The organism is Spirochaetota bacterium (genome assembly GCA_038043445.1).
Taxonomy (GTDB): Bacteria; Spirochaetota; Brachyspiria; order Brachyspirales; family JACRPF01; genus JBBTBY01.
On the sequence record JBBTBY010000109.1, the window covers coordinates 1 to 24,043 of the forward strand.

Consider the following 24,043-nt stretch of genomic DNA (forward strand, 5'->3'; position numbering starts at 1 on the left):
CATTTTAACTTTGTTGCCGACGTTCTTCGGCTTGTTCGGGTTTGTTCTCAGGACTTCCATGGTTCCCTCCTACTTGCGCATTTGTGTAATGCGTATACCGAAATTTTCGTCGATGACGACGACCTCGCCCATGCCGACGACTTCGCCGGCCGCGACAACGAATATCGGCTCACCGGCAAGCCGGTCGAGCTCGATGATGGATCCTTCGCCGATCGATGCGAGCTCGGCGAGCGTTACTGTCGCTTTGCCGAGAACAACTTCAAGCGGGATATGCATGCTTTCTATTGCGTTCGATTTCATGATGGCCTCCTATTTGACCTTAAAATAATATTCGCCGTGCTTTTTCACGATCTTCCCGGTTGCAATGACCTGTCCGCCCACCTCAAGCTCGCAGACCGCCTTTTTTTTCGGTATGACATAGCGTTTCTGTGCGCGTATTTCGGCTATGTCGGCGGGTGACATCATCATGCGCTCGAGTATCACACGCCCTTTCAGTTTCACCCGCTTTGCCAGGGGCGAAGTGTTTATGAAGTCTTCAGTGCTTTTTTCCATATTGATCTCCTCGTCTTCAGGCATATTCATTCGTATGAATGTAACAGTTCTTCGAGTACTTTTTCATTCTTTCCTTCGACCAGGTACAGCGCTGCCGCCATCGATTTCCGGTATTTGTTCAGCACATCATGCACGACGTTCTGCATAATGCCCTCAAGGATGTCCTTGGTAACACCTTCCGGAACACCGTCGGTCATGAGCATCAGAGATTTTTTCAAGAAATCATCGTCGATGGTCGGTACGATCTCATTCAGCGCTGTTCGGCCCTTTGCCCAAGCAATACGCACATTCTTTAGCCAGAAATCGTTTAGCTCTTCGTGGCTCATACTGAGGAGTGACCCAATACGTTTACTGCTATCATTTTTGTCATGATCCATAGCGTTTCTCCTTTGCTGCAAGTGTCATCTTCATGAATATACTACTCATGATCCGATCTTCCCTCCACCACTATTTTGTTAATGGCACTATTTTGATTATATCCACCAACCCCCTTCCCTCTCTCACTTCCCTGTGAGAGAGGGAAGGGGGTGCCGCGTATTTCGCGGCGGGGGATGGGTGAGTGAGTGTATGACACGAGATATGTCATCAGCACATTCCTCGCCTTCGCATGCTGAAGTTGATAGTCCGCCTTGGTTTTTTCATCGGAATGCCGGCGTTCGTTCATCGTACGTAACGAATGGAGCGCAAGCTGGCGCGAGAACCAGGCGTCAACGACGGACGGCCGCTCGAGATTGCGCGTGACACCGGAAAGGAGCTCAAGCATTATCTCCGAAAAATATGATGCGAATTCAAGCTCCATGATGTAATAGTCGAATGACATCTCATTGAGTGATACATTGTATGTCAGATGCGATGTCTGCGCGGAGACGAATCGCCTCCCGTCGTCCGAATTCTTCGTGAAATAGATGCGCTCTGCCGCCCGCGACTGGAGCAGGCATGACTTCCAGGAAGATCTATTGTCGCCGAAATCGCCGGACCGGAAGTATTCCGGCAGACGGTGATATATCATCATCCCGAGCGACATGATCACCGATGAGAATATCTTTGCCCCGGTGAATTTGTCGCCGGCAAGGATGTAGTGGAAAAGATTCGTCTCGTCGGCATCGGTGGATATGATGATGGTGTTATGCCGCGGGTCGTACACGGCGCCGGTATAGAGATAGTCTATATCGGCATTCCATTCCCGTGCGCGGAATGCGGAGCGTGAGATCGAACCGAACGCGCGTCCCCGCATACCGGCGAAATACCGTGGGCGGAAGGGTATTTCACGCATGGTGCGAACACCGGGCGGCGTGATGATGACGGCAAGCGGCGATTGATCGTATTTGCGGAGGGTGTCGTGATACTGGAGCTTTGTCCCGCGTTTCAATCGGAATAATCCCGGGAATATTGCTTCGCAGGCACCGATGATCGCGCGTATCGATGCGGGTGTATGTATCGGATCGAGCTCGGGGCGTTCGGAGCGCGGTTCACGGAAGAGATGATCGAGCGAGGGGAGATCGTTCTTCGGCGCGATAACGGCGCAGGGATTGATCGGCCATATATGTTTTGCCGCATCGGGGTCGGGGAGGTCTTTTTCCGAGAAGCGGTGGCAGAAGCGAATGCGGTTCACGTAATGCGTGTACATGGCGAACGTGAGCTCTTCGATGCGGGGAATATCCTCGGCGGTGTATTCGCGCATCATGAGGAGTTCGAAAAGCTCTTTTGACCAGTACAGATCCGGTCTCAGATAAGCGCGGAGCATGGTCTGTATCCCGTTGTACGTGGTTGGCATGCCGACCGATGTGCTCGAATCCGACTGCTCTTCGCGTTCCATGATGGCGCTGTAAGCATCGTCGCGCTTTTTCTGCCGAATCGCATGGCGCTCATCGAGGAATCGCTGCTGTTCGGCAACCGTGGTGAGTTTCCCTTTTTCCATGAGCTCGGATGCGATGCGCGCCGTCTCTGCATCGTGCTCTTCGCTGATGCGGCCCCATTCCCGGCGAAGCTCAAGGAAAAGCTCGTTGCGTCCGAAATCTTCGAGCGATTTCTGCAAAGCGTCGAACCTTCCGTCGCCGATGCAACGATGGAAGTGATCGACCGCGCCGTCATGGAGCGGTTTCGGCCAATCGGTTGTCAGCGTTTCAAGCAGCTCAACTGCACGCGCTATGGGGTTCGGATGATGGCGATATGCTTTGATGATCATATCTGCAATTCGTATTTCATGCGGTGCAATGAATATTTTCCGCGTGAGATGGTCGCGGAGCGCAACCGGCGAGGCGGCGGCGATCCCGGTAAGATATTCGCCGACGGAGACAATGTTCCCGACAGCGTCAAGGAATGTCGTGCGCAAAGCGCTGATGTCAGTGCTGACCGCGGCAGGTGCATCCGGTGAGAATATTGCTTCTCCGATGACGGCATCGATAGCCGTACGGAGCGACGCATTGTCGGGGAGAACGCTGAGCTTTCCGATGATGTCATGCGCCCAACCGGTGCGCGGAACGAGAACAGCGGTCAAAAGCTCGCGCATCGTCACCGGGCGCGTCATGCGCTTTTCGCCGGAAAGCCAGGCGCTCATCTCTTTTTCAAGACCATCCGCGGTACGGAGTATGCCCGGTATGGCGCGAAGATTCTCGGCGAAGCGCTGCACCCGTGCGCGGGTGTCGTCGTCGATCGCCGGCGGATCCTTTCCATTGGAGAGACAGGTGACTGCAGCGGCGATATCCGTCTTTCCCAGGACGGCGATGATCTCGGAGAGGCCGGTGATGAATGCAGAAGCGGCTTTTCCCGGGGCAAGTACCGCGAAGAGCGCAAGGGGATTGAGCAGCAGTTCATATTTTTTCAGATAGAGCTCATTCGTTTTTTCGCGTTTTCTATTCACATCGGCGATGGCTTGGGCGAGCGCCCCGCCCATTTTCGTGTACATCATGCCCATGCGTTCGGCATTCCTTAGTCCTCGCCGCCGCATTTTTCGGTAATCGTTGAGAAAATGCTCGAGCCAGCGGAGCGAGAAGTATACCGGCAGCCAGCGTTCTGCGAACACTTTCGGGAATTGAACCGTGCGCGCGAACGCTTCATATTCCGGCGATGCCGTTATCGGACGCGGCGAACCGTTCCATTTCCAGGCGCGTATCGTTCCGAGAAGCCCGGCGATGTTCTTCGGGAATCTGATGTCGGTACGCTTTGCATGAAGATGGACGAAATGGTCGTAGAGTTCATTGAGCTTTGAGAGAATATCCCCGACCGGCTGCATGATGTCACCGAGGCGTACGTTCGAGGCGCCGTTGACGGCGGCGGCAGTGTTCCCGTTCATTGCACGCAGGAAAAATCCGTATCCGGCATCGATCCGTTTCGGCTCAAGCGCGACCGTATGGATGGGGATATCGCCTTTCATGTGATGGTCCCACGAGCTCCGGATGTCGTTGAGCCCATGCTGCGGGAGGAGGAATGAGATATCCCGCCCGAGACCGGAGAGGTAATGCGAGAGATAACCGATCGGTATCGATGTTCCGTCATCGGCGATATACGGTGATCGGTCGCTGTATGCGTTCGTGTATACGGCGCGTGCGCGTGCCGCAGGAGATACGGTCTTGTATCCGGATCTCGGCATGCCGATATCAAAGAGCGTGTTCCCTTCGGCGCGGAGCCAGTCGCTCATGTCGAGTATGCGCCTGTCCTCATTGTCGAGAAGTCCTGCAAGCACTATTTCCAGTTCGCGTACGCGGGCAAGGAAGCGTCTGGACTGGCGAATGCCGAAATAGACGGGACGCGATGACCGTTGCTTTGAGCGCGTATCATCCTCGGCGGGGAATTCGAGTGATGCCTCATCGAATGGAAGCTCGTGCGCTGTTCCGTCAAGGAATGCGTGCGCCAAGACGGTGCAGGCGGCGGCCGATCTCCGCGATGTGCGTGTGGATTTTCCGTAATCCGATCGTTTTAATCGCCTCATCGATGCCTCCGACTATACTATCGCATCGCGGGCGGAAAAGTTCCATCACTATTTTGCAAACGACACTATTTTGACGTGCGCCAGGACGGCGCAGTCGGCACGAGCCATGCGTGCGCCTGTGGCGCAGCCAGGCGGCAGAGCCGCTACGGGATGGCGATTTGTGCCAGATATCCCTATTTCCTTGATGCATCGCGGTATTCGCGCGGCGACATGTTCATCACTTTCCGGAAATAGCGGTTGAAGAACGACAGGTTATTGTAGCCGACGTCGTAGGCTATGTCGAGTATCGATCGGTCGGTGCGCTTTAAGAGTATGCATGAGCGCTGTATCCGCAGATGATTGATGTACTCGAACGGCGGTTTCCCGGTCCTGTCGCGGAACGTGCGGGAGAAATTCGCCGGCGCTATGCCCGCCCGCTCTGCCATGACGGTGAGATCGTATTCATCGAAGGGGTTCGCCTGCATTTCTTCGATGATCACGTCGATGGGGACTTTTTTTACGGGTATCGGGGCGAACTCGCGCTGGAGCAGGATGAAGAATTCCACGATCGAGAGGGTGATGAGACTGCGGTAGCCCGGACGTTTTGCCGATTGTTCGGCGGAGAGCGCATCGATGCGTGAACGCAGTTCCGCGAGCGCATGGGGAATGGATACGGAATGCGGCTGATTGAACACGAAGGGCGTGAGCGCATCCGCGGCAAGGCGTGAGCGCACTTCATCCACGAGGCGGTCATCGAGCACCATCTCGGCGATGAGCGCGCGCGTGCCGCATTCGATGTCGGTGGCATGCTTCCGGGGTATGAAAAAACCGTACGGGGCATCGCGGGGTACGGCATCGTCGATGCCGGTCACTGCTATTGCGCCTTCGGTGACGATGATCAATTGCGCATGCGGCAGGAGCGCCGCGGGAATACGGCGTACATCGATGATGCGTTCGCGTACGAGAAATGGCTGTTCAGATGAGGACCCCGACATATCGCTGACAGTACCATGGAGTCCATGGAAATGCAAATCATGATATGCGTCGCTACAGAACAGCGGGTTGCAACCCGCTGTTCTCTTATCCAGGAACGACAATCACATCATTTTTTTACCGGTACTTCGTACTGCTTCATCGTCCTTGCTGCGCGCGCGGACGGTGCGGTGCGATTGCGGCAGCCGTTCGCCGTGCACTGTGAACAGTCGGCGCATGCGTAGTTCGATCCGAATTTGCGTTCGCAGGACTTTTTTATCCGAGCTGACTTCCATTCCCGGGAGAGATAAAAGCCGCAATAGGCAGCGGCACCGACGACGATAATGATAAGTGCTGCGATCTCAAACATGGCAGTAGTATACGAAAATATCCGGGGAATTCAATGCGGGACACCTGCCCGCGGGCCATGGATAAATTCCGGATATTTCCTTGACAATTGACGTGCAATCCCGTATGTTATTGAAGAGAATTTTCCGGCGCGGAGCATCTTTACGTGAGCACCTCACCGATACGAATACTGCTCGTCGAGGACTATAAGGCATACGCCGACCTCATAGCGGAATATCTCGGAGAGAACGAGCAGTTCGATTTTCAGGTATTGACAGCGGGAACGCTTGCTGAAGCGGTGGCCACGCTCGCGGAAACGACACCCGACTGCATTCTCCTTGATCTTACGCTCCCCGACGGGACCGGTACGGAGACGCTGGTGAAAATGCAGGCGTATGCGGGGCATATCCCCATTGTCGTGCTTACCGGCATGGATGATGAAGCGCTGTCCATTGATTCGGCGCATCTCGGCGCGAAATTCTATCTTACAAAAACCGATGTGAACGCCGGTCTTCTCGTCAGGACGATCGTATACGCGGTAGAACGCCGCGCCATGGAACATGCCCTGCGCGAACGGGAATCGGCGCTCGAAGCGGAGAAGGAGCGGCTGTCGGTGACGCTCGAGGCTATCGGCGATGCGGTCATCAGCACCGATACGCGCGGTGTCATAACCTATGTCAATACGGCCGCCGGTATGCTCTTCGGCGTAGTGCCCGCCGATGTCGTCGGCGAGGTATTCCAGGACTTTTTTTCCGCCATGGATGAGGCTACGCGTACTTCGCTTGAAGAGAACCCGGTGCTTCGTACGCTTTCGACCGGCATCGGCCTTAAGACAAAAGCGCTCATATTGACCGGGCGCAATGGACGTGAATCGATGGTGGAGTGTTCGGTATCGCCGATAAAGAACCCCGCCGGCGGGATTATCGGCACCGTTGTCGTGCTTCGTGATGTAAGCGTTGTCAATAAGATGCTCACCCAGATAACCTATCAAACGAGCCACGACGTGCTCACCGGGCTTTACAACCGCAAGGAATTCGAGACCGCCATCGAGCGGCTCATCGAGGATGCGAGATCGGGCGGGAAGAGCCACTCCCTGTGCTATCTCGATCTCGATAAGTTCAAGGTCATCAACGATACCGCCGGCCACGCCGCGGGCGATAAGATGATCCTTACCGTCACATCAGTGCTCCGTTCGATATTCCCGGATGCATACGCGCTCGCTCGTACCGGCGATGATGAGTTCGGCGTTCTCTTTTCGGATTGCCCCGCCGAAACGGCCGCATTGTATGCGGAACGGCTTCGCACGGAATTATCCGGCTGCCGTTTTGAGTACGGCGGCGATGTGTTCTCCATCCGTGTGAGCATCGGGGTTATCGGCATCGATAATGGTTCATCGACGGTGAGCGCCGTGCTCGCAGCCGTGGATGAGGCCTGTCATCTTGCAAAGGAGAACGGCGGCAACAGGGTGCACGTGCATAATCCTGATGATAAACTGCTGCTTCGGCGTCACGCGGAGATGCAGTGGATAGCGCGCATCACCGAGACGGTGGAGGAAAGCCGTTTCGTTCTCTATCGCCAGGAGATAGTGCCGGTGCGCGGCGGGCGCGAGACACGCAGGCATGAAGTGCTCCTCAGGATGATCGACCGCGATACCGGAAGGCTCGTCATGCCCCTGTCGTTCATACCCGCGCTTGAGCGCTTCAGCATCATGCCCACCGTCGATCGATGGGTCATCGAGAACGCGTTCGCGCTTTACGCAAAGCATGATGTCGGACCGCGTGAGGAATTCGCCATCAATATCTCGGGGCTTTCGCTCAACGACCCCGGTTTTGCCGAGTACATCCTCGAACGGCTGGAATCGCACGGTGTCCCCGCAGGCGCGATATGCCTTGAGATAACCGAAACGGCCGCGATACAGAACATCACCGCCGCCGCACGTTTCGTGAAGACGCTCAGGAAGCGCGGCATCCATTTTGCGCTCGATGATTTCGGTGCCGGGCTTTCAACGTTCGACTATCTCAAGAACCTGCCGGTCGATTACCTGAAGATAGACGGCCATTTCATAAAATATCTTTTTGAGGACCCCGTGTACCGCGCCATCGTACAGTCGATCAATACGATAGGGCACATCATGGGTATTCGTACGGTCGCCGAATACGTGGAAACGGAAGAGCATTTCAAGGCGGTCGAGGAATTGGGGATCGATTACGCGCAGGGGTATCACATCGCGTACCCGGTGCGCTGGTAGACGCTTACTCGTCCTCTCGCATGATGACGATCTCAATGCGCCGGTTCGCTGCGCGGGCGGATGGGTTATCGCCCTCATCGATGGGGCGTGTGTCGCCGTAGGAGATCGCGGATAGCTTCCTGCTGTCTACGCCGTCGCCTTCGAGCTTTTTGACCACATTGACCGCGCGTGCACTCGCCAATTCCCAGTTCGACGGGAATCGCCGTGCGACGGGGCCGCCTTCCATCACCTGCAGACTGTCCGCATGGCCTTCCACGCGTATATTGTTCGAAACGGAGGAGAGGAAACCGGAAAGCCGCTCTACGACGAGACGTCCGTCGCGATTGAGCTCGGCGGACCCCGGTGCGAAGTAAAAATCCGCCCCGAGGGTTATGATGACGCCGCGTTCGGTGAACGTTACCTGGAGCTTCTTCGTCTGTATCTCTGCGAGGAACATCGATATCGCTTTCGTGTAATATGCCTCGCTCCTGCTCCTGCCGCGAGAAGCGGGCATGGATCTGTTCGGGTTGAAATTCTTTGAGAATACGCCGCGGGTGTCCTGTATGCTCGTCGTGTTCATTATCCATTTTCCGCCGCCGAACTGCAGCGCGAGCGCCCGGGCGAGCTCGTCGTATTTATGCTTGTCGACCTGCGTCAATGTGTAGAGGATGATGAAGAAAATGAGCAGCAGTGTAATGAGGTCGGAATAGGTAAGGAGCCATCGCTCCAGATTCTCTTCTTTTTCCAGTTCACCCTTGTGTTTTGCAGCCATGGTATATGCGGCCTATTTCTCTTTCTTCTCGGTCTCGCTCGACGGTTTGAAGTCGGCGATGAGCGATTCGAGCTTTTCACGCACGATACGCGGGTTATGGCCCGCCTGTATCGACAGCACGCCTTCGATGATGAATTCCTTCTCGTGCTTGCTGCGCTCCATTTTCAGTTTGAGCTTATTGCCGATAGGCAGATACACGAGGTTCGCGAACGATATCCCGTACAGCGTTGCGATGAATGCAAGCGCTATCGATCCGGCGAGTTTTGACGGGTCCGCTCCGGTAAGATTCCCGAGAATATGGATGAGCCCCATGACCGTTCCCACGATACCCATCGTCGGGGAAAAGCCGCCTGCCGCCACGAATATATTGACTTCCCGTTTGCGCTCCTGCTCGTAGGCATAGATCTCATCGGAGAGCATGCTGCGCACGAGCTCGGGTTCCGTGCCGTCAACGACGAGTTTCAATCCCTTGACGAGCATCTGGTCGTACTTCGCGTTGGCAAGACCTTCCTCAATATCGGTTTCAAGACTGAGGAGTCCGTCGCGGCGGGCTTTTTCGGACATGGTAACGAATATTTCAAGAAGTTCTTTCTCAACCTCGACGTGCAGCGATATCGCGCTCATGATAAGTTTGGGCACGTTCATGAGGTCTTTGAGCGTGAACGATGTCATTGTTGCACCGATGGTGCCGCCGAAAACGATGAGTGCGGCGGTGACCTGGAAGAGCGAGTTGATATGACCGCCTTCCAGGAGGAATCCGGAGACGATCCCGGCAAATCCTATCGCCAAACCGGCAATGGTCGCTATGTCCATGTGAACGTTTCCTCCCGCGGTGTAATACGCACCGAGATAAATCTCGCGGCATAGTATTGTTATTATCGTATCAATTTCATCATTTGTTTAGCATCTTTTTCAGCGTACGCGCACGTGATCGCAGGCTGAAAAATGTAAGCGCTTTCATGGTTTTTTGGGCATGTCACTCTGTTAACTTGACATTTCACTTCGATTGTATGATACTGATTGCATATATTGCTCGCGGAGATCGCCGTGAATTCCAGCTTGAACAGCGAAAATCAGGAACTGAAGGAAAGGGTATCGGCGTACCGCGACCGCATCGCAGACATGGAGAAAAAGCTCGATTATACGGCGAAGATCGTGCTTCTCTATGAGAATATCCTCCAATCCAACAAAGAAGAAGCGAAAGAACTCGACAATGAGATACAGGCGCGTGAGCATACGCTGGAGCTTGCCAGAAAGGAGCTGCTTGCCGCGTATGAGGAGATACGTGCACGGGAAAGCGTTTCCGATCTTGCACGCAGGGAGCTTGTCGGACAGGACAAGATAAACAGGCTCCTGAAGGATGAGAACGAATATTTGAAGGGGATCATCGAGAAATTCAAGAAGTCGGTCATATTGGCGGAGGGTACTACCGAGCGTCCCCGTTCGCCGTCAACACCGCGCGTGCCGAAAAAGCGGGCCAAAAGCCTTCGATAGCTGCATCGCCGCCTTTCACGGACCAGAGACACCTTGCAAAATATACGTCCTCGCGTATGATGACGCGCGGAGCGAAAGCAATGATCCGTCTACTCACGAAACGGCATAACGGTAAATTCCAATACAGTGAGATGGAACGTCTTATCTCCTATAGGAAAGGGGATACGATATGGGCGGATGTGACCGATCCGACGGAAGAAGATATGGAAAAGCTCATCATGAGCTTTCAGCTGCATCCGCTTGCCGTTGAGGACTGTCTTACCCGGGTCAATAATATCAAGCTTGATGTGTACGATGATCATCTGTTCATCGTGTTCACCTCGCCGGTGATAAAGGGCGTCATGTCGCAGGTGTCGATACGCCACCTGTTCATCTTCTTTTCACGCGAGTTCGTCATCACCCTGCATTCCCACCCCATGCCCGTGCTCGATTCGCTCGTCGACCGCTTCGCGAAGAACCATACCCTGCTCGAGAAAGGTACCGATTTCGTCCTGCACCGAATACTCGACGTCATTGTCGACCAGGACGGCATCGTGGGGCAGGCGCTTGAGAAGCGTATCGCGCGCCTTGAGGACAGGATACTTGTGCAAACGGAACAGAAATATCTCAGCCATGTGTTCAAGCTCAAGAAGTTCATCAGCCGCGCGCGCCAGCACGCGTATTACAAGCTCGGCGTCATCGATCATCTCCTGCGCGACCACGGCGGGTATATCGATGAGAACATGGCGCTGCAGTTCAAGGACATCCGGGACCATATCGTGAGCATGGCCGATACGCTCGATCGCGAGCGCGACTCGCTCAATACGATGCTTACGATATTCCTCAATGCAAGCTCCCATAAGCTTACCGAGGTCATGAAGGTGCTCACCATTATCAGCATCGTGTTCATGCCGCTCAATGTCATCGCCGGCATCGGCGGCATGTCGGAATTCTCCATGATGACCAGGCGCATCCCCTGGCCGGTGGCGTACGGCATATTTACCGCAGTGCTCGTCGTTATCGGCTGGTTCACCTACCTCATTATACGCAGGTTCGGCGCAGTGCAGTCGGAGAAAGTGAAGCAGAAAAAAGACGACGCCGAGTGAAGGTCGGCCGTCAATGAAGCGGTGGTATCCCGTGGCGGTATACCGCCTGGCTGCGCCAAAGGCGCACGCCTGGATCGCATGGGCGTTATTTTTGCCCACGTATTTTTTCGCTTTTTTCCAGCGTACGGTCACATCGGTCATCGGCGTTGAGCTTGCCGCCGTGTTCTCGCTTTCCGGTACGGTGACCGGCCTTCTTTCCGCGATGTATTTCTATATCTACGCGATGATGCAGATACCCAACGGCATACTCGCTGATACCGTCGGCCCGCGCCGCATGGTGGTCTTCGGGAGCGTCATTATGGGTGCGGCGACGATAGCGTTCGCATTCCCCGTATCGCTTCCCTATGCAATGGCGATGCGTTTTCTTATCGGCTTCGGGGCGTCGTTCAATTTTATCGCATTGCTCAAGCTACAGACGCGGCTTTTCTCGGGCGCATCGTTCGCATACGTTTCGGGGCTGACCATATTCGTGGGGAATCTCGGCGCATTGTTCGGGGTAGGGCCGTTCGCCGCCATCGCCGGCAATTTCGGATGGCAGAACGCGTTCATCGCGTTCGGTGTGCTCATCCTTCTGTTCGCCGTCGTGCTGTTCTTCTTCGGTACGGATGGACCGGTGCCGGTGCGTGAGAAGCGCTATCGGCTTGCCGACACCATGCGCGAGATCATTGCCGATCGGCGGAATTTCCTTACGTTCATCGCGTTCGCATTTTCCAACGGCCCCTATATCGCGTTCGCATCGCTCTGGGGTGCGCCGTTCTTCATGCATGTGTACGGCATGAACGCGCTTGCCGCATCGGGATTCGTCGTGTGGCTTCCCATCGGCGTTGCGGCGGGGTGTCTCACGAACGGCGTCATGGTCAAGCTGTTCCGGACCGACCGGCGCGCGGTCATTTCCATACTCACGGCAGCGGCGGTGTTCTGGGCGGTGCTCGCGTTCGTGCGCATACCGCCGTCGTATATCATGATCTATCGCCCGCTCCTGTTCCTGCTCGGCTTCTGCATCGCATCGCTCAATATCATATTCACGACGATACGCTCGTTCACGCCGTCATCGATGACGGGGACGGCCTTTGCGTTCACGAATATGGGCGGTTTCATCATGATATCGATACTGCAGCCGCTTTGCGGGCGTATACTCGATGCCAGCACGACAATGCATGTAACTGCGCATTCGGCCGGCATACCGATATATCCGTATAAGGGATACCGCATCATGCTTGTGTTCCTTCTGACGCTTCACGTGCTGGCGATCATCTCGTATTGGTCCGTGGGAATGCATACGAAAAAGCATTCACTTCCGTAGCGCGATCCGCCCGCGTAGATATGGCAGCATGCACTTCATTTTCGGTTCGCATCGCGGAACGCGAGATACTCCCTCGTTGTCCGTTCCCCTTCCTCCCACCAGGGCGTCGCTATGCCGTTCTCTGTCAGCGCATGCAATTCGTTTTTTTCGTCGTTCGACATGAATGCCGGCCGTTCGTTCTCGAATGCACTTCCCGCGAGCGGAAAGAAGTGATGCATCTGGAAGCGTATGGCGTAGCGCTTATGCCAATCGCGCATGGCGGTAAAGACGATGCGTCGATCTGCTTCTGTTTCGCCGGGGAGTGCGACGATGATATCGATGGTGACGGCGAATTCGCGGACGGCGCATGCTATCGCACGGGCAACATCCTGCATGGTGTGGTCGCGCCCGAGCACCGCGAGCCGCTCATCACCCATGGTCTGAAGGCCTATGGTCAGCCGCTTATTGCTTACAAAGCGTTTGAGGAGATGTATCGCCTCATCGGTTATAGTTTTCGGGTGAAGCTCGGACGGGAATATCCCGTATTCGATATGCGTACAGTTCGCCTTCTTCGCTTCTTCGAGCAGTACTTCAACCGAGGAAAGTCCGTCGCCGTATTCGAGTGCTGAGGAGGTGATAAAACCGACGCGTGTCGCTCTGCGGGCGGTGAATTCGCGGAAGTAGCCCTTCACCGATGCGAGCGACCGATGTGCGAACGGGATACGTCCGGTGGCGCAATACAGGCATGCGTTCTTGCAGCCGCGGTTCATCTCGAGCGGGGGTATCGTTTTGAGGCGTCGCGAAAAGGGGAGATGCGATGAGAATCGCTCATTGTCGAACGCTCCCCGCACAATGCCGATGTCCCCTCTCGCGAGCATTGCGGCGAGCTTGAGCATGCTGTCTTCGCCGGCACTCGTTGCGGCTATCGAGAAACCTGCGCGTATCGTGCCTTCCGGGTCGGCGTCCGCGTGTGGTCCGCCGGCAACGGTAATGATATCCTTTTGTAATGCGGCTATTTCCCGCACGACGGTCGGCAGATGCGGCGTCATGAATGAATAAAGGACGACATCACCCGGCTTTGCGGAAGCAGAGAGCTCATCGGCGCCCTCGGCAATGCGAATAGAGAATTGTTCATCGATGCTGCTCTGTTCCCACACGGAAAGCAGGAGCGGCCACGTGAGCCGGTTATAGTGCGTGATACGGATAAAAACGGTACGTTCCACGTTCACCGATCTATCGAGTGCTCATATGTCGGGACAGTGGGATTCGAACCCACGACCACTTGCCCCCCAGACAAGTACGCTAGCCAACTGCGCCATGTCCCGATACCTGTGATGTGCCGCGCCCCAACATACACGCGGTGGAACATCGAATGCGTTGCGGATTATACGCGCTTGCGCATGAAAATGCAAGCGAGAACTTGTGCCGGCACTTGTGCATACGTGCGCTCACGGCATATTGTGCCGCCGTTTCGATTGACGAAATCGTTCGTTTTGTTATACTATCCGCATTGTTTTGATCGATATCGTTCCTTATTGATGTGCGTCTCAATAGGGAGCGTTTACTTTCAGAGCGCACGATACTCACGGAGGCCATTCCATGGATCTTGATATAGCACGCGTTCGTTTTCAATACCATGTCGGTAAATTCCGATACGATGAATCTATCGGACTTGTTCCGGGCGACAAATGCATCGTGAACACGGAAGAAGGGCAGGAGATCGGCACGATACTGAACTTTTCCAAGGTCGCCGATGTGAACACCGAGCTTCTTGTTTATTTCGATGAGAGCGGACGCGTACAGAACGGGTATGCGGACAAGGACGCCGAGGGGAGCGATGAGCGCCGCGGGCGCTTTAACGGACCGCAGAACGCCGACAGGAAAGCGGTGCCGCGCGTCAAGAACGATCCGCATAAGATATACGAACTGGTGCGCAAAGCGACCGCGGACGATCTTACGAAGGACGCGGAGAACGAGAAGCTTGCATTGGAAGCGGCGAAGATATGCCGCGAGAAGATAACCGCGCATACGCTTGAGATGAAGCTCGTCGGGGCGCATTACTATTTCGACCGCTCGAAGCTCCTTTTCGAATTCATCGCCGAGCATCGCGTCGATTTCCGGGAACTGGTGAAGGACCTTGCCGGTCATTTCCGCACGCGCATCGATCTGCGGCAGATCGGCGTGCGCGATGAGGCGAAGATAGTCGGCGGCTGCGGCGTATGCGGGCGCGACCTCTGCTGTAACTGCATGAAGAGCGACTTCGAGGCCATATCGATAAAAATGGCGCGCGATCAGAACCTTTCGCTCAATACGGCGAAGATATCCGGCCTCTGCGGGCGTCTCATGTGCTGCCTTGCGTACGAGCACAAGACATACTGCGAACTCAAGCACGACCTCCCGCGCATCGGCGATACGGTCGTCTATAATGAGGTGCGTGCCCGCGTGCGCGATATCAATCTCCTCAGCAAGCAGGTGCTCATCGATACCGAGGATGATAGACAGCTTTATGTAAAAGTGGAAGAGCTGACGCGCCACGGTGTTCCGGCGCCGGAACGCAAGGAAGAGACCGCTGTTCCTGATGCGCCTGCATGAACACGGCGACGATATTCATCATAGCGCTCGGGCTCTCCATGGACGCGCTCGCTGTTTCCATGGCGAGCGGTTTCGCCATTGTACGGCTGCGCTTCGGCTATGCGGTGCGCATCGCGCTTTTCTTCGGTGCGTTCCAGGCGCTCATGCCGTTCCTGGGATGGCTCGCCGGGATATCGTTCAGCACGTTCGTGAAGACCATCGATCATTGGATAGCCTTCGGGCTGCTCGCGATCATCGGCGGAAAAATGATATACGAATCGTTCGTCATCGATGCTGCCGAGAAGGAATCGAGCGAGCATAGTCTTATCACGCTCTTGCTCCTCGCGGTAGCCACGAGCATAGACGCCCTCGCGGTCGGACTGACCTATGCATGCCTCAAGGTCGCGATCGTGCGCCCTGTCATCATCACCGGCATTACCACGTTCGTCATTTCGCTTATCGGCGTGTTCGTCGGCAGCAGATTCGGAAAGCATTTTGAGAACAAGATAGAGCTTGTCGGCGGCATCATCCTTGTCGGCATCGGTGTGAAGATCCTTATCGAGCATCTGATAACAAAATAGATCCATGAACTATTGACTTTCCCCCGCTTCGGCAGTATCTTATTTCCAACCGAAAGGTTGCAAAATGAAGATAACCGACGAAGACACACTTGACGATGTCATGTCCGCACCGCCGCCGCCCGTTATTGAGCTCATGCGTGCGCTCAGCGGGGATATCATCATACTCGGCATTGCCGGTAAAATGGGCGTTCAGCTCGGGATGATGGCGCTTCGTGCGTCCCGCGATGCCGGGGTGAAGCGGCGCATTATCGGCGTATCGCGCTTTTCCGATGTCCATGCGCGTGAAAAGCTCGAACGCTCCGGGATAGAGACCATTCCCTGCGATCTTATCGACAGCGATGCGGTAGCGAAGCTCCCGAAGTCGGAGAATGTCGTTTTCATGGCCGGAAAAAAATTCGGCACCGGCGATGATCCCTCGGTCACCTGGGTGATGAACACGGTGGCCCCCGCTCTGGCGGCGGCTCATTATGCGAAAAGCCGCATCGTCGCATATTCCACGGGCTGTGTATACGATTTCATGACACCTGCTTCGGGCGGATCACGAGAAGAGGATGAGCCCAGGCCTGTGGGCGATTATGCGCAGTCCGCCCTCGGGCGTGAGCGTGTGTTCTCCTACTATTCACGAACGAACGGTACGCCGACATGCATTGTCCGTCTCAACTACGCCGTCGATCTGCGCTACGGCGTGCTCTGCGATATCGCATCGAAAGTGCATGCGGGCGAAGCGGTCGATTGTACGACGGGCTTTGTGAACATCATCTGGCAGGGCGATGCCATCGCTCATTCGCTTTTGTGCTTCGGTCAGTGCGCGAGCCCGCCTCGTGTCATGAACGTTACCGGTCCGGAGACATTGTCCGTGCGGGATCTCGCGAACGAATTCGCAAAGCGATTCGAGCGCCCCGCGGTATTTTCCGGCACGGAAAGTCCGACGGCATATCTCAATAATGCAACGCGCTCGCACCGTCTCTTCGGGAAACCAGCAACGCCGGTCGCAACAATGATCGACTGGACAGCGCAATGGATATCGGCAGGCGGACGATCGCTCGGAAAACCGACGCATTTTGAAACGAAGAACGGGAGATACTGATGAAAGTTAAGGACATCCCATCGGCTATTCTTGCGGATTTCCGCCGCGGCACGGTGATACCTGCCATGCCGCTCGCACTTACCAGGGAACGCACCTTCGACGAAAAACATCAGCGCGCGCTCCTCCGATATTACATCGATGCCGGTGTAGGGGGTATCGCCGTCGGCGTGCATTCGACGCAGTTCGAGATACGCGACCCCGATGTGAAGCTCTTCGAACCGGTGCTGGCATTCGCCTCGCGCGAGATCGATGCATACGCGGCAGAGCGTTCACGGCCGATAATGAAGGTCGCCGGTGTGTGCGGCAGGAGAACACAGGCCGAGGACGAAGCACGTTTCGCCGAAAAGAACGGATATCATGCCTGTCTGGTAAGCCTCGCCGCATATAAGAACGATACCGTTGAGGCAATGGTCGATCATATCCGTGCTGTCGCATCGATAATGCCGGTCATCGGTTTTTATCTGCAGCCGTCGGTGGGCGGGCGCGTGCTCCCGTACGAGTTCTGGCGGAAATTCGCCGATATCGAGAACATCGTCGGCATCAAGATGGCGCCGTTCAACCGCTATCAGACCTTCGATGTCGTACGCGCCGTCTGCGAAGCGGGCCGTGAGAACGACATCACGCTCTATACGGGCAACGATGATAATATCGTGCTCGATCTCCTCACCGAATACAATATCCGCACCGCTCGCGGGGAAACGCGGGTGCGCATCAAGGGCGGGCTTCTCGGCCACTGGTGCGTGTGGACGAAAAAGGCCGTCGAGCTTCTTGCTGAGATACACGGCATCACCGAGACCGGCAAGCCTGTGCCAGAGGAGCTTCTCACGCGCGCCATGGAGGTCACCGATACGAACGCGATATTCTTTGACGCGAAGAACGGCTATGCCGGATGCATTCCCGGTCTCCATGAAGTGCTTCGCCGTCAGGGCATATTCGCCGGTACCTGGTGCCTCAACACACATGAGCAATTGTCCCCCGGGCAGAGCGATGAGATAACTCGTCTGTATCGTTCATATCCGCATCTGCATGATGATGACTTCGTACGCGCGCATCTCGATGAGTGGCTGGCATAAGCGCATGGGCAGAAAAGCGGAAGCGACAAAAGCGAATATCCTTGCCATCGCGATAACCGAATTCGCGGAGCGCGGTTTTGACGGTGCGCGCATCAATGTCATTGCCGAGAAGGCGAAGATCAATAAAGAGCGCATCTACGCGTATTTCGAGAGCAAGGAAGGCCTCTATACCGCCGTCGTCGACGAGACATACGGAAGGGTGGTGACCGCGGAGGAGCCGCTTTCAGCGCTTACCGAGAACGATGCAGAACGCATGACAGAACGGATAATCTCGCTCTATTTCGATTTTCACCGCGCACACCCGGAATTCTCCCGCATCCTGGTCTGGGAGAATCTCGGCGGAGGAGGATACGCGAAGGATTTCGGGACACGGCGAAAGAAGATATTCGGTCATCTTGCGGCTATCTACGACGCCGGGCGGAGACGCGGTGTTTTCAAGAACGATGTCTCCTTCGAGAGCTACATCTTTACGCTGACGGCCGTCTCGTTCTTCTATTTTTCCAATCTTCGTACGATGAGCCGCACACTGTCGCTCAACCTGTCGGATACGGATGTTACGGGGCGTATCGTACGTGAATGTATCGCATTGCTGTCGAGATCGGGAGGGGACTGACATGGCACATCGTATCCTGCGTATCGTATCGATAGTACTCTGTGCCGGGGCTTTTCTCATTGCCGGTGGGAGCGTATCGGTGCCGAACGGCTCGTTCGAGGAGCATGCCGGCGGTATCCCGCTGTCATGGTCGCAGTGGGGCGGCGGCAAAGCCGTGTCGGTCGGCGTTACAACGGAGATGGTCCGTGCCGGGGGGTATGCGGTAAAGCTCGTTGATGACGATGAAAAGCAGCCCTGCGGCCTTGAAAGCGCGATGTTCCCGGTAACACCGGGGAAGACATATCATGCATCGGGATATTTCCATGTCGTCGATGGTGCGGCTTCGCTGTATCTTCAATTTTTTGACGCGCAGAAGAAGCGCATCGAAAAAGCGGTGAAGATCGGGAGCCCGAACACGAAGAACGAATGGGCGCTGGTAACAGTATCGGGTATCGCCCCCGAGAACGCGGCGGGGTGCAGGATACTGTTCTATTCCGCAGCCGCGAACAAAGGCTCGTTCTTTGTCGATGATGCCTCGGTATCCGATGTAGAGAGCGCTTCCGCTTCCGCTGCTGGTGCTATGAATGAGGATGAAAGGTTCTTTGCGAACCTCAACCTCGATTTCCCCGGTATGGAAGCGGTAAAAAATGCTGTCCAGAAGAAGGAATATGAAGCGGCGTATGCGGCGTATCTTGAATATCGGCGGCATGCGAACAAGATGAAATGGTATCTCAACCCCGAGGACAAGCCGTCCGCGCCGAAGGCGAAGACACATGCGGCAGCGGATAAGATACAGAAGCACATCGTTCCCCCGCTCGCCGGTGAGAAGGAGCATCAGCTCCCAACCGATATCGATTGGGAATGGAACCCCATCCCGGCTTCCGACCAGAACCGCGCATATCTCTGGAGCGAGTTTTTCAATTCGCTCGGTATCTGGAACACGCTTGGGCAGGCGTATTGGCAGACCTTCGATGAGAAATATGCGGCGGAGTGGGTGGCCCAGATGGAAGACTGGGTGAATGATCTCTATTATGACCGCAATGCGAAGGACAAACATTCGATATACTATATGAAATCGATATGGAGTTCGCTCCATGTCGGCATGCGCATCAACGATGTGTTCCTCAACTGCAATGCCTATTTCCTGCATTCCCCGTCGTTCACTCCCCGCGCCCATGCGGTGTTCATACGCTCCATCATGAACCATGCGGAGTGCATCATGGATGTCTGCCGCGGCGAGCCCAAAAGCAATTACGACCATCTCCCGCCGCCGGCGCTGCTCATCCTGTCGATAATGTTCCCCGAGATGAAAGCGGCAAAAGAGTGGCGTGCGTTCGCGGTGAAACGTCTCATGTACGTGCTTGAGAAGACCGTCTATGCCGATGGCGCCGAGTATGAACTTGCCATCGGATATCACAGCATGTGCGCGAACGCGATAATGAAGGCGGTAGCTCTTGCGAAGAAGAATGATATCGAGCTCCCGCGCGAATTTCTCTCGCGTTTCAAGACGATGTATGACTTCTCGCTTCACCTTTCGCACGGAGGGATGACGCCGCCGTTCAACGACTCCGGCCGCGGGTCGGTGATACCGCTTATGAAGGACGCGTACGATATGTGGGGGGATGAGCGGTACAAATTCGTCATCTCTGAAGGGAAGCAGGGGCAACGCCCTGTCGAGGATTCGTATCGATTTCCGTACGCCGGCTACGTTGTCATGAAGAACGGGTGGAACAAGAACGATAATTGCCTCTATTTCGACGTGGGCCCTGCGGGGTTCACGCATATCCATGAGGATATGCTCAATCTCTATCTCAGCGCACGAGGTTCGGTGCTTCTGACCGAGGTCGGCGTGTATATGTACGATTATTCGAAATGGCGCAAATTTTCGCTGACAACATACGGGCATAACACCATCATCGTGGATGGTAAGGCGCAGCACCGCTCGGATGTCCCCGCGGCTTGCGTTACGAAAGAACCGCTTGCGTCATCATGGATAACGACGCCGCTCTTCGATTACGCTTCCGGTTCCTACACGAACGGGTATCAGCGGCCGAAGGACACGCTCGTGAGCGCCCACCGCGTCGATTATGACGGCGAGAAGGATTATTCGGTATCGCACAGCCGTCATGTGGTGTTCCTGAGGCCGTACTACTGGCTCGTCGTCGATACCCTCGAAGGCACGGGCAGCCATACCTGCGAGGCATATTTCCATCTCAACGCGAACGACGCAGAGCTCAGCCCGGAAAAGGCCGTGATGACGACGGGAAATCCCCTTGTCAATCTTGCATTGATCCCGATGGACATGAAGGGGCTTGCTGTTACCATCGTAAAGGGCAGGGAGGATCCGCCGCTCGGCTGGCTGCCGACCTACGACAACAAACGCCCGATACCGACCGCGGTGTACACAAAGAAAGGCGATGTCCCGATGCGCTTTTCAACGTTCCTCTATCCGTTCACCGGCAAGGCGCCGGAAGTAACGGCAACGGATATGATCGAGTCTGAGGATGTATACTTGAAGAAGATAGTCACGCCGTTTGAGACGGCATCGGTATACATCCCCCGTTCGAAGAAGTCGGCCGTATCGATGCCGTTCACTACCGATGCCCAATGTGTGGTGAAACGAGTGCCGAAAAGGTCTGCGAACGTCGGGTATGGTTTCTACGCGGTGAAGGATTTCCAAAGCACGGATATTGCGCTCCATGCGCAAGCCCCCGTTTCAATTCTTGCGATCACCGGCGGCGATCGGATGTTCGTTTATAATGCCGGGGAAAAGAATGCTGTTGTTGCATTTACCGCGCCGGTAAATGCAACAACAGCATCGCTCGCGCCGAGAACATGGTATGCCGTGTCGGGTGCAGGCGCATCGGCTGCTGCGGCGCCGGTACTGTTCGGCGAACTTACCTGGGATTCGGCGGATGCAGTCGCTATCGACCCGGCGAGCACATCGCCCTCTGCATCGTCAGGCCAGGAATACAAGATCATCGATGTCGCGGGGACACCGGCTGTGTTCTTCCGCGCCCGGGAGCCGAAATACAACGATTTCATCGCATTCGATATCGATGTGCAGAAGGACGGCGAGTATGCGGTGAGCGCTTCGTTCATTGCCCATGAGATATACGGCATCGTACAGTGCGCTGTCGATGGAACGGATATCGGCGCCCCGTACGATGGGTATGACCCGTCCACTGTCATGAAGGAGATTGCGCTCGGTTCGGTGCATCTGGCCAAGGGGACGCATCGGTTCAGCATCCGTGTCATCGGGAAGAACCCGCGGTCAGGGAATTATTGTCTTGGGATAGCTACTGTCGGTTTCAACGCAGCGGGGAAAAAATAGCGATGCGTGCGGGGAAGAGGCAACGGTGCGGTATGCCGTCGCTCAAAGAGCTCTATCGCATCGGTGTCGGTCCGTCGAGCAGTCACACGATGGGCCCGCGCGCGGCGGCTGAGTTATTTCGCGCGCGTACTCCGGACGCTGCATTATACCGCGTAACGCTTTTCGGTTCGCTCGCCGCCACCGGCAAGGGGCATTTGACCGATGCTGCGGTGATATCGGCACTTGCGCCGGCGAATGTCATCATGCGATGGAAGCCCTCCGTGGTGAAGAAGCGGCATACGAATGCGGTAACGCTTGAGGCGATGGAAGGAAAACGGGTGACGGCGTCCGCTGCATTCTACAGCGTCGGCGGAGGTGCTATTGAGGAAGAGGGTGTTCCTGAAAATGGGCATCGTCCCCCCTATCGCCTTACGTCGATGAAGAAAGTGCTCGCATGGACGCGGAGCACCGGCAAGACCATGGCCGCCTATGTCCTTGAGACCGAACCTGATATTGCATCATATCTTGCCGAAGTATGGCAGGCGATGAAAAACGCAATTTCGCGCGGATCGATCGCGGCAGGCGTGCTGCCCGGGTCGCTTAAACTTTCGCGCAAGGCTTCATCATATCTCGCGAAGGCGAAGAACGCACAGGCTTTTGTCCTCGATGCAAACACCGTGTTCGCTGCTGCACTCGCCGTTGCCGAAGAGAATGCGTCGGGCGGCATCATCGTCACCGCGCCGACATGCGGTGCTGCAGGAGTTCTCCCCGCAGTGTTGTCATATATAAATGAAAAGAACGATATGCCTGAGAATAAAATGATAGAAGCGCTCGCTGTCGCGGGGCTTATCGGGAACCTGGTGAAGACCAATGCGACGATATCCGGCGCCGAAGCAGGCTGCCAGGCCGAAGTAGGCACCGCTTGCGCAATGGCCGCAGGTGCAGCGGCATATCTCTACGGCGCATCGAGCGCGCAGATAGAGTACGCGGCAGAAATGGGGATGGAACATCATCTCGGGCTTACCTGCGATCCCGTTGCCGGTCTCGTGCAGATACCGTGCATTGAACGCAATGCAATGGCCGCCATGCGCGCGCTGGAAGCGGCTATCTACGCGCTTTCCTCCGACGGTGTGCATAAAGTTTCTTTCGATGAGGTCATCACGACGATGGCGGAGACGGGCCGCGACCTTGCGAGCGGGTACCGCGAAACGGCGAGGGGCGGATTGGCGAAGCACTATCGCTCAGCGCGAAAGGATCGGTGATCATGGGTATTGTTGCGGCGGGCGTTATTCTTGGGTTGAGCACGGCTGTTCTTCAATCACTTTCGTATATCTTCTCCCGCCGATTCCTTTCGAAAAAAAGGACAGGCCCGGGATCGCTGTTCTGCCTGAGCCACATCCATATGGGCATCATCTCCGCGATGCTGCTCCCGTTCTTCCTGCGATCCCTTCCCGGTGCCGACAGCATACTGCCGCTTGCCGGCACTGCGGGGTTCTATCTCACGGGTCAATTCGTGCTTTTCCGCGCGCTCAATCGCATCGAATCATCGCAGCTTACGCCGCTTCTCGGTTTTAAGATACCGATACTCGGCATGCTGTCGCTTATCTTCTTTCACACGGCCATTCATCCCCTCGGCTGGGTGTCAATACTGCTCTGCACCGCCGGAGGGATCATCATGTCCCCGCCGCGAGGCTCAGTGAATGTGCTCCTCCTCGCATCGGCGCTCATTATTTCTGCAGGATATGCCGGTTCCGATATCTGTATACCGATATTGATCAAGTCGCTTTCCGGCATATCGATAGTGCCTGTGGCCGCCGCCGTTTGCCTCTGCTATATCGTCTGTGGTATCGTCGGGCTTGTATTCCTTCTCTCCGGCGTCATGGGCCCGCGAAATGCGATACGCGATAGAAGCCTGCACGTTCTCGCCTTGCCGTATTCCGCCGCCTGGCTTGCAGCCATGGTCTGTCTCTTCGCCTGTTTCAACACCATCGGCGTTGTGTTCGGCAATATGCTCCAGTCCACGCGCGCCATACTCAGCGTGCTTATCGGCATTCTCGTTACCCGGCTGGGTTTTCTGGCACTCGAGGATCTGCGTTCCAAGCGTATCATCACATATCGTTTTGTCGGCGCATCGGTGATAACCGCGGCGATTATGCTCTTTGTCCGATCGCGTACATTATAGGAGTG

21 protein-coding genes and 1 tRNA gene are annotated in these 24,043 nt (G+C 55.7%); 12 read left to right on the forward strand and 10 right to left on the reverse strand.

Features of this window, described 5'->3' with window-relative positions; genetic code table 11:
* Positions 1-69: 69 nt before the first annotated feature.
* The 6 genes from AABZ39_15345 to AABZ39_15370 all read right to left on the reverse strand — a co-directional run bounded on the left by AABZ39_15345 (position 70) and on the right by AABZ39_15370 (position 5,801).
* On the reverse strand, positions 70-300 hold the full coding sequence (locus AABZ39_15345) for a FliM/FliN family flagellar motor switch protein (GenBank protein MEK6796154.1): 231 nt from the start codon (positions 298-300) through the stop codon (positions 70-72).
* Between the two features lie 9 nt (positions 301-309).
* Positions 310-552, reverse strand: a complete 243-nt coding sequence (locus AABZ39_15350) for a hypothetical protein (protein MEK6796155.1) — start codon at positions 550-552, stop codon at positions 310-312.
* A gap of 26 nt (positions 553-578) precedes the next feature.
* Positions 579-929, reverse strand: coding sequence for a hypothetical protein (locus AABZ39_15355; protein ID MEK6796156.1), 351 nt, complete (start codon positions 927-929; stop codon positions 579-581).
* Positions 930-970: 41 nt separating this feature from the next.
* Positions 971-4,480 (reverse strand): hypothetical protein, encoded by a 3,510-nt coding sequence (locus AABZ39_15360; GenBank protein MEK6796157.1) that lies wholly within the window; start codon positions 4,478-4,480, stop codon positions 971-973.
* A gap of 173 nt (positions 4,481-4,653) precedes the next feature.
* Positions 4,654-5,454, reverse strand: coding sequence for a helix-turn-helix transcriptional regulator (locus AABZ39_15365; protein ID MEK6796158.1), 801 nt, complete (start codon positions 5,452-5,454; stop codon positions 4,654-4,656).
* A 107-nt stretch (positions 5,455-5,561) separates the two neighbouring features.
* Positions 5,562-5,801 (reverse strand): hypothetical protein, encoded by a 240-nt coding sequence (locus AABZ39_15370; protein MEK6796159.1) that lies wholly within the window; start codon positions 5,799-5,801, stop codon positions 5,562-5,564.
* A 144-nt stretch (positions 5,802-5,945) separates the two neighbouring features.
* Between AABZ39_15370 and AABZ39_15375 the strand changes: the two genes are divergently transcribed.
* Entirely contained in the window at positions 5,946-8,027 is a 2,082-nt protein-coding gene (locus tag AABZ39_15375) for an EAL domain-containing protein (GenBank protein ID MEK6796160.1), read from the forward strand.
* 4 nt (positions 8,028-8,031) lie between these two features.
* Here AABZ39_15375 and AABZ39_15380 read toward each other — a convergent pair whose 3' ends face one another.
* Together AABZ39_15380 and AABZ39_15385 are read right to left on the reverse strand one after the other, a co-directional pair.
* Complete coding sequence (locus AABZ39_15380) at positions 8,032-8,778, reverse strand: flagellar motor protein MotB (protein MEK6796161.1); 747 nt, start codon at positions 8,776-8,778, stop codon at positions 8,032-8,034.
* Between the two features lie 12 nt (positions 8,779-8,790).
* On the reverse strand, positions 8,791-9,591 hold the full coding sequence (locus AABZ39_15385; protein MEK6796162.1) for a flagellar motor protein: 801 nt from the start codon (positions 9,589-9,591) through the stop codon (positions 8,791-8,793).
* 234 nt (positions 9,592-9,825) lie between these two features.
* On the opposite strand from AABZ39_15385, the gene AABZ39_15390 reads away from it, so the two are divergent.
* The 3 genes from AABZ39_15390 to AABZ39_15400 all read left to right on the forward strand — a co-directional run bounded on the left by AABZ39_15390 (position 9,826) and on the right by AABZ39_15400 (position 12,660).
* A complete protein-coding gene (locus AABZ39_15390) occupies positions 9,826-10,272 on the forward strand; it encodes a hypothetical protein (GenBank protein ID MEK6796163.1) in 447 nt (148 codons plus the stop codon).
* Between the two features lie 80 nt (positions 10,273-10,352).
* The gene (locus tag AABZ39_15395; GenBank protein MEK6796164.1) at positions 10,353-11,357 is read left to right on the forward strand and encodes a magnesium transporter CorA family protein; all 1,005 of its coding nucleotides are present in this window, start codon (positions 10,353-10,355) and stop codon (positions 11,355-11,357) included.
* A gap of 13 nt (positions 11,358-11,370) precedes the next feature.
* Positions 11,371-12,660, forward strand: a complete 1,290-nt coding sequence (locus AABZ39_15400; GenBank protein MEK6796165.1) for an MFS transporter — start codon at positions 11,371-11,373, stop codon at positions 12,658-12,660.
* A 35-nt stretch (positions 12,661-12,695) separates the two neighbouring features.
* On the opposite strand, the gene AABZ39_15405 is transcribed toward AABZ39_15400, so the two are convergent.
* Both AABZ39_15405 and AABZ39_15410 read right to left on the reverse strand, forming a co-directional pair.
* Positions 12,696-13,862, reverse strand: a complete 1,167-nt coding sequence (locus AABZ39_15405) for a B12-binding domain-containing radical SAM protein (protein MEK6796166.1) — start codon at positions 13,860-13,862, stop codon at positions 12,696-12,698.
* A gap of 28 nt (positions 13,863-13,890) precedes the next feature.
* Positions 13,891-13,964 (reverse strand) — tRNA-Pro (locus tag AABZ39_15410).
* A 274-nt stretch (positions 13,965-14,238) separates the two neighbouring features.
* Here AABZ39_15410 and ricT point away from each other — a divergent pair.
* From ricT to AABZ39_15450, 8 genes are all read left to right on the forward strand, one after another.
* Positions 14,239-15,231: a regulatory iron-sulfur-containing complex subunit RicT gene (gene ricT, locus AABZ39_15415; GenBank protein ID MEK6796167.1), complete on the forward strand. Its 993-nt coding sequence runs from the start codon at positions 14,239-14,241 to the stop codon at positions 15,229-15,231.
* A complete protein-coding gene (locus AABZ39_15420; protein ID MEK6796168.1) occupies positions 15,228-15,791 on the forward strand; it encodes a manganese efflux pump MntP family protein in 564 nt (187 codons plus the stop codon). Before ricT ends, AABZ39_15420 begins: the two co-directional genes overlap by 4 nt.
* A 64-nt stretch (positions 15,792-15,855) precedes the next feature.
* Entirely contained in the window at positions 15,856-16,878 is a 1,023-nt protein-coding gene (locus tag AABZ39_15425) for an NAD(P)-dependent oxidoreductase (protein ID MEK6796169.1), read from the forward strand.
* Positions 16,878-17,951 (forward strand): dihydrodipicolinate synthase family protein, encoded by a 1,074-nt coding sequence (locus tag AABZ39_15430; GenBank protein MEK6796170.1) that lies wholly within the window; start codon positions 16,878-16,880, stop codon positions 17,949-17,951. Before AABZ39_15425 ends, AABZ39_15430 begins: the two co-directional genes overlap by 1 nt.
* Before the next feature lie 4 nt (positions 17,952-17,955).
* Entirely contained in the window at positions 17,956-18,564 is a 609-nt protein-coding gene (locus AABZ39_15435; GenBank protein MEK6796171.1) for a TetR family transcriptional regulator, read from the forward strand.
* 1 nt (position 18,565) lies between these two features.
* Positions 18,566-21,877, forward strand: coding sequence for a heparinase II/III family protein (locus AABZ39_15440; protein MEK6796172.1), 3,312 nt, complete (start codon positions 18,566-18,568; stop codon positions 21,875-21,877).
* A gap of 32 nt (positions 21,878-21,909) precedes the next feature.
* Complete coding sequence (locus AABZ39_15445) at positions 21,910-23,118, forward strand: L-serine ammonia-lyase, iron-sulfur-dependent, subunit alpha (GenBank protein ID MEK6796173.1); 1,209 nt, start codon at positions 21,910-21,912, stop codon at positions 23,116-23,118.
* A gap of 2 nt (positions 23,119-23,120) precedes the next feature.
* On the forward strand, positions 23,121-24,038 hold the full coding sequence (locus AABZ39_15450) for a hypothetical protein (protein ID MEK6796174.1): 918 nt from the start codon (positions 23,121-23,123) through the stop codon (positions 24,036-24,038).
* Positions 24,039-24,043 lie beyond the last annotated feature (5 nt).

Bases quoted from the DNA above. Each gene is read 5' to 3' on its own strand.
- AABZ39_15365 (MEK6796158.1), bottom strand. From the start codon at position 5,454: ATGTCGGGGTCCTCATCTGAACAGCCATTTCTCGTACGCGAACGCATC.
- ricT (MEK6796167.1), top strand. From the start codon at position 14,239: ATGGATCTTGATATAGCACGCGTTCGTTTTCAATACCATGTCGGTAAA.
- AABZ39_15420 (MEK6796168.1), top strand. From the start codon at position 15,228: ATGAACACGGCGACGATATTCATCATAGCGCTCGGGCTCTCCATGGAC.
- AABZ39_15400 (MEK6796165.1), top strand. From the start codon at position 11,371: ATGAAGCGGTGGTATCCCGTGGCGGTATACCGCCTGGCTGCGCCAAAG.
- AABZ39_15370 (MEK6796159.1), bottom strand. From the start codon at position 5,801: ATGTTTGAGATCGCAGCACTTATCATTATCGTCGTCGGTGCCGCTGCC.
- AABZ39_15350 (MEK6796155.1), bottom strand. From the start codon at position 552: ATGGAAAAAAGCACTGAAGACTTCATAAACACTTCGCCCCTGGCAAAG.
- AABZ39_15380 (MEK6796161.1), bottom strand. From the start codon at position 8,778: ATGGCTGCAAAACACAAGGGTGAACTGGAAAAAGAAGAGAATCTGGAG.
- AABZ39_15355 (MEK6796156.1), bottom strand. From the start codon at position 929: ATGGATCATGACAAAAATGATAGCAGTAAACGTATTGGGTCACTCCTC.
- AABZ39_15435 (MEK6796171.1), top strand. From the start codon at position 17,956: ATGGGCAGAAAAGCGGAAGCGACAAAAGCGAATATCCTTGCCATCGCG.
- AABZ39_15440 (MEK6796172.1), top strand. From the start codon at position 18,566: ATGGCACATCGTATCCTGCGTATCGTATCGATAGTACTCTGTGCCGGG.
- AABZ39_15385 (MEK6796162.1), bottom strand. From the start codon at position 9,591: ATGGACATAGCGACCATTGCCGGTTTGGCGATAGGATTTGCCGGGATC.
- AABZ39_15450 (MEK6796174.1), top strand. From the start codon at position 23,121: ATGGGTATTGTTGCGGCGGGCGTTATTCTTGGGTTGAGCACGGCTGTT.
- AABZ39_15345 (MEK6796154.1), bottom strand. From the start codon at position 300: ATGAAATCGAACGCAATAGAAAGCATGCATATCCCGCTTGAAGTTGTT.
- AABZ39_15425 (MEK6796169.1), top strand. From the start codon at position 15,856: ATGAAGATAACCGACGAAGACACACTTGACGATGTCATGTCCGCACCG.
- AABZ39_15445 (MEK6796173.1), top strand. From the start codon at position 21,910: ATGCCGTCGCTCAAAGAGCTCTATCGCATCGGTGTCGGTCCGTCGAGC.
- AABZ39_15360 (MEK6796157.1), bottom strand. From the start codon at position 4,480: ATGAGGCGATTAAAACGATCGGATTACGGAAAATCCACACGCACATCG.
- AABZ39_15430 (MEK6796170.1), top strand. From the start codon at position 16,878: ATGAAAGTTAAGGACATCCCATCGGCTATTCTTGCGGATTTCCGCCGC.
- AABZ39_15395 (MEK6796164.1), top strand. From the start codon at position 10,353: ATGATCCGTCTACTCACGAAACGGCATAACGGTAAATTCCAATACAGT.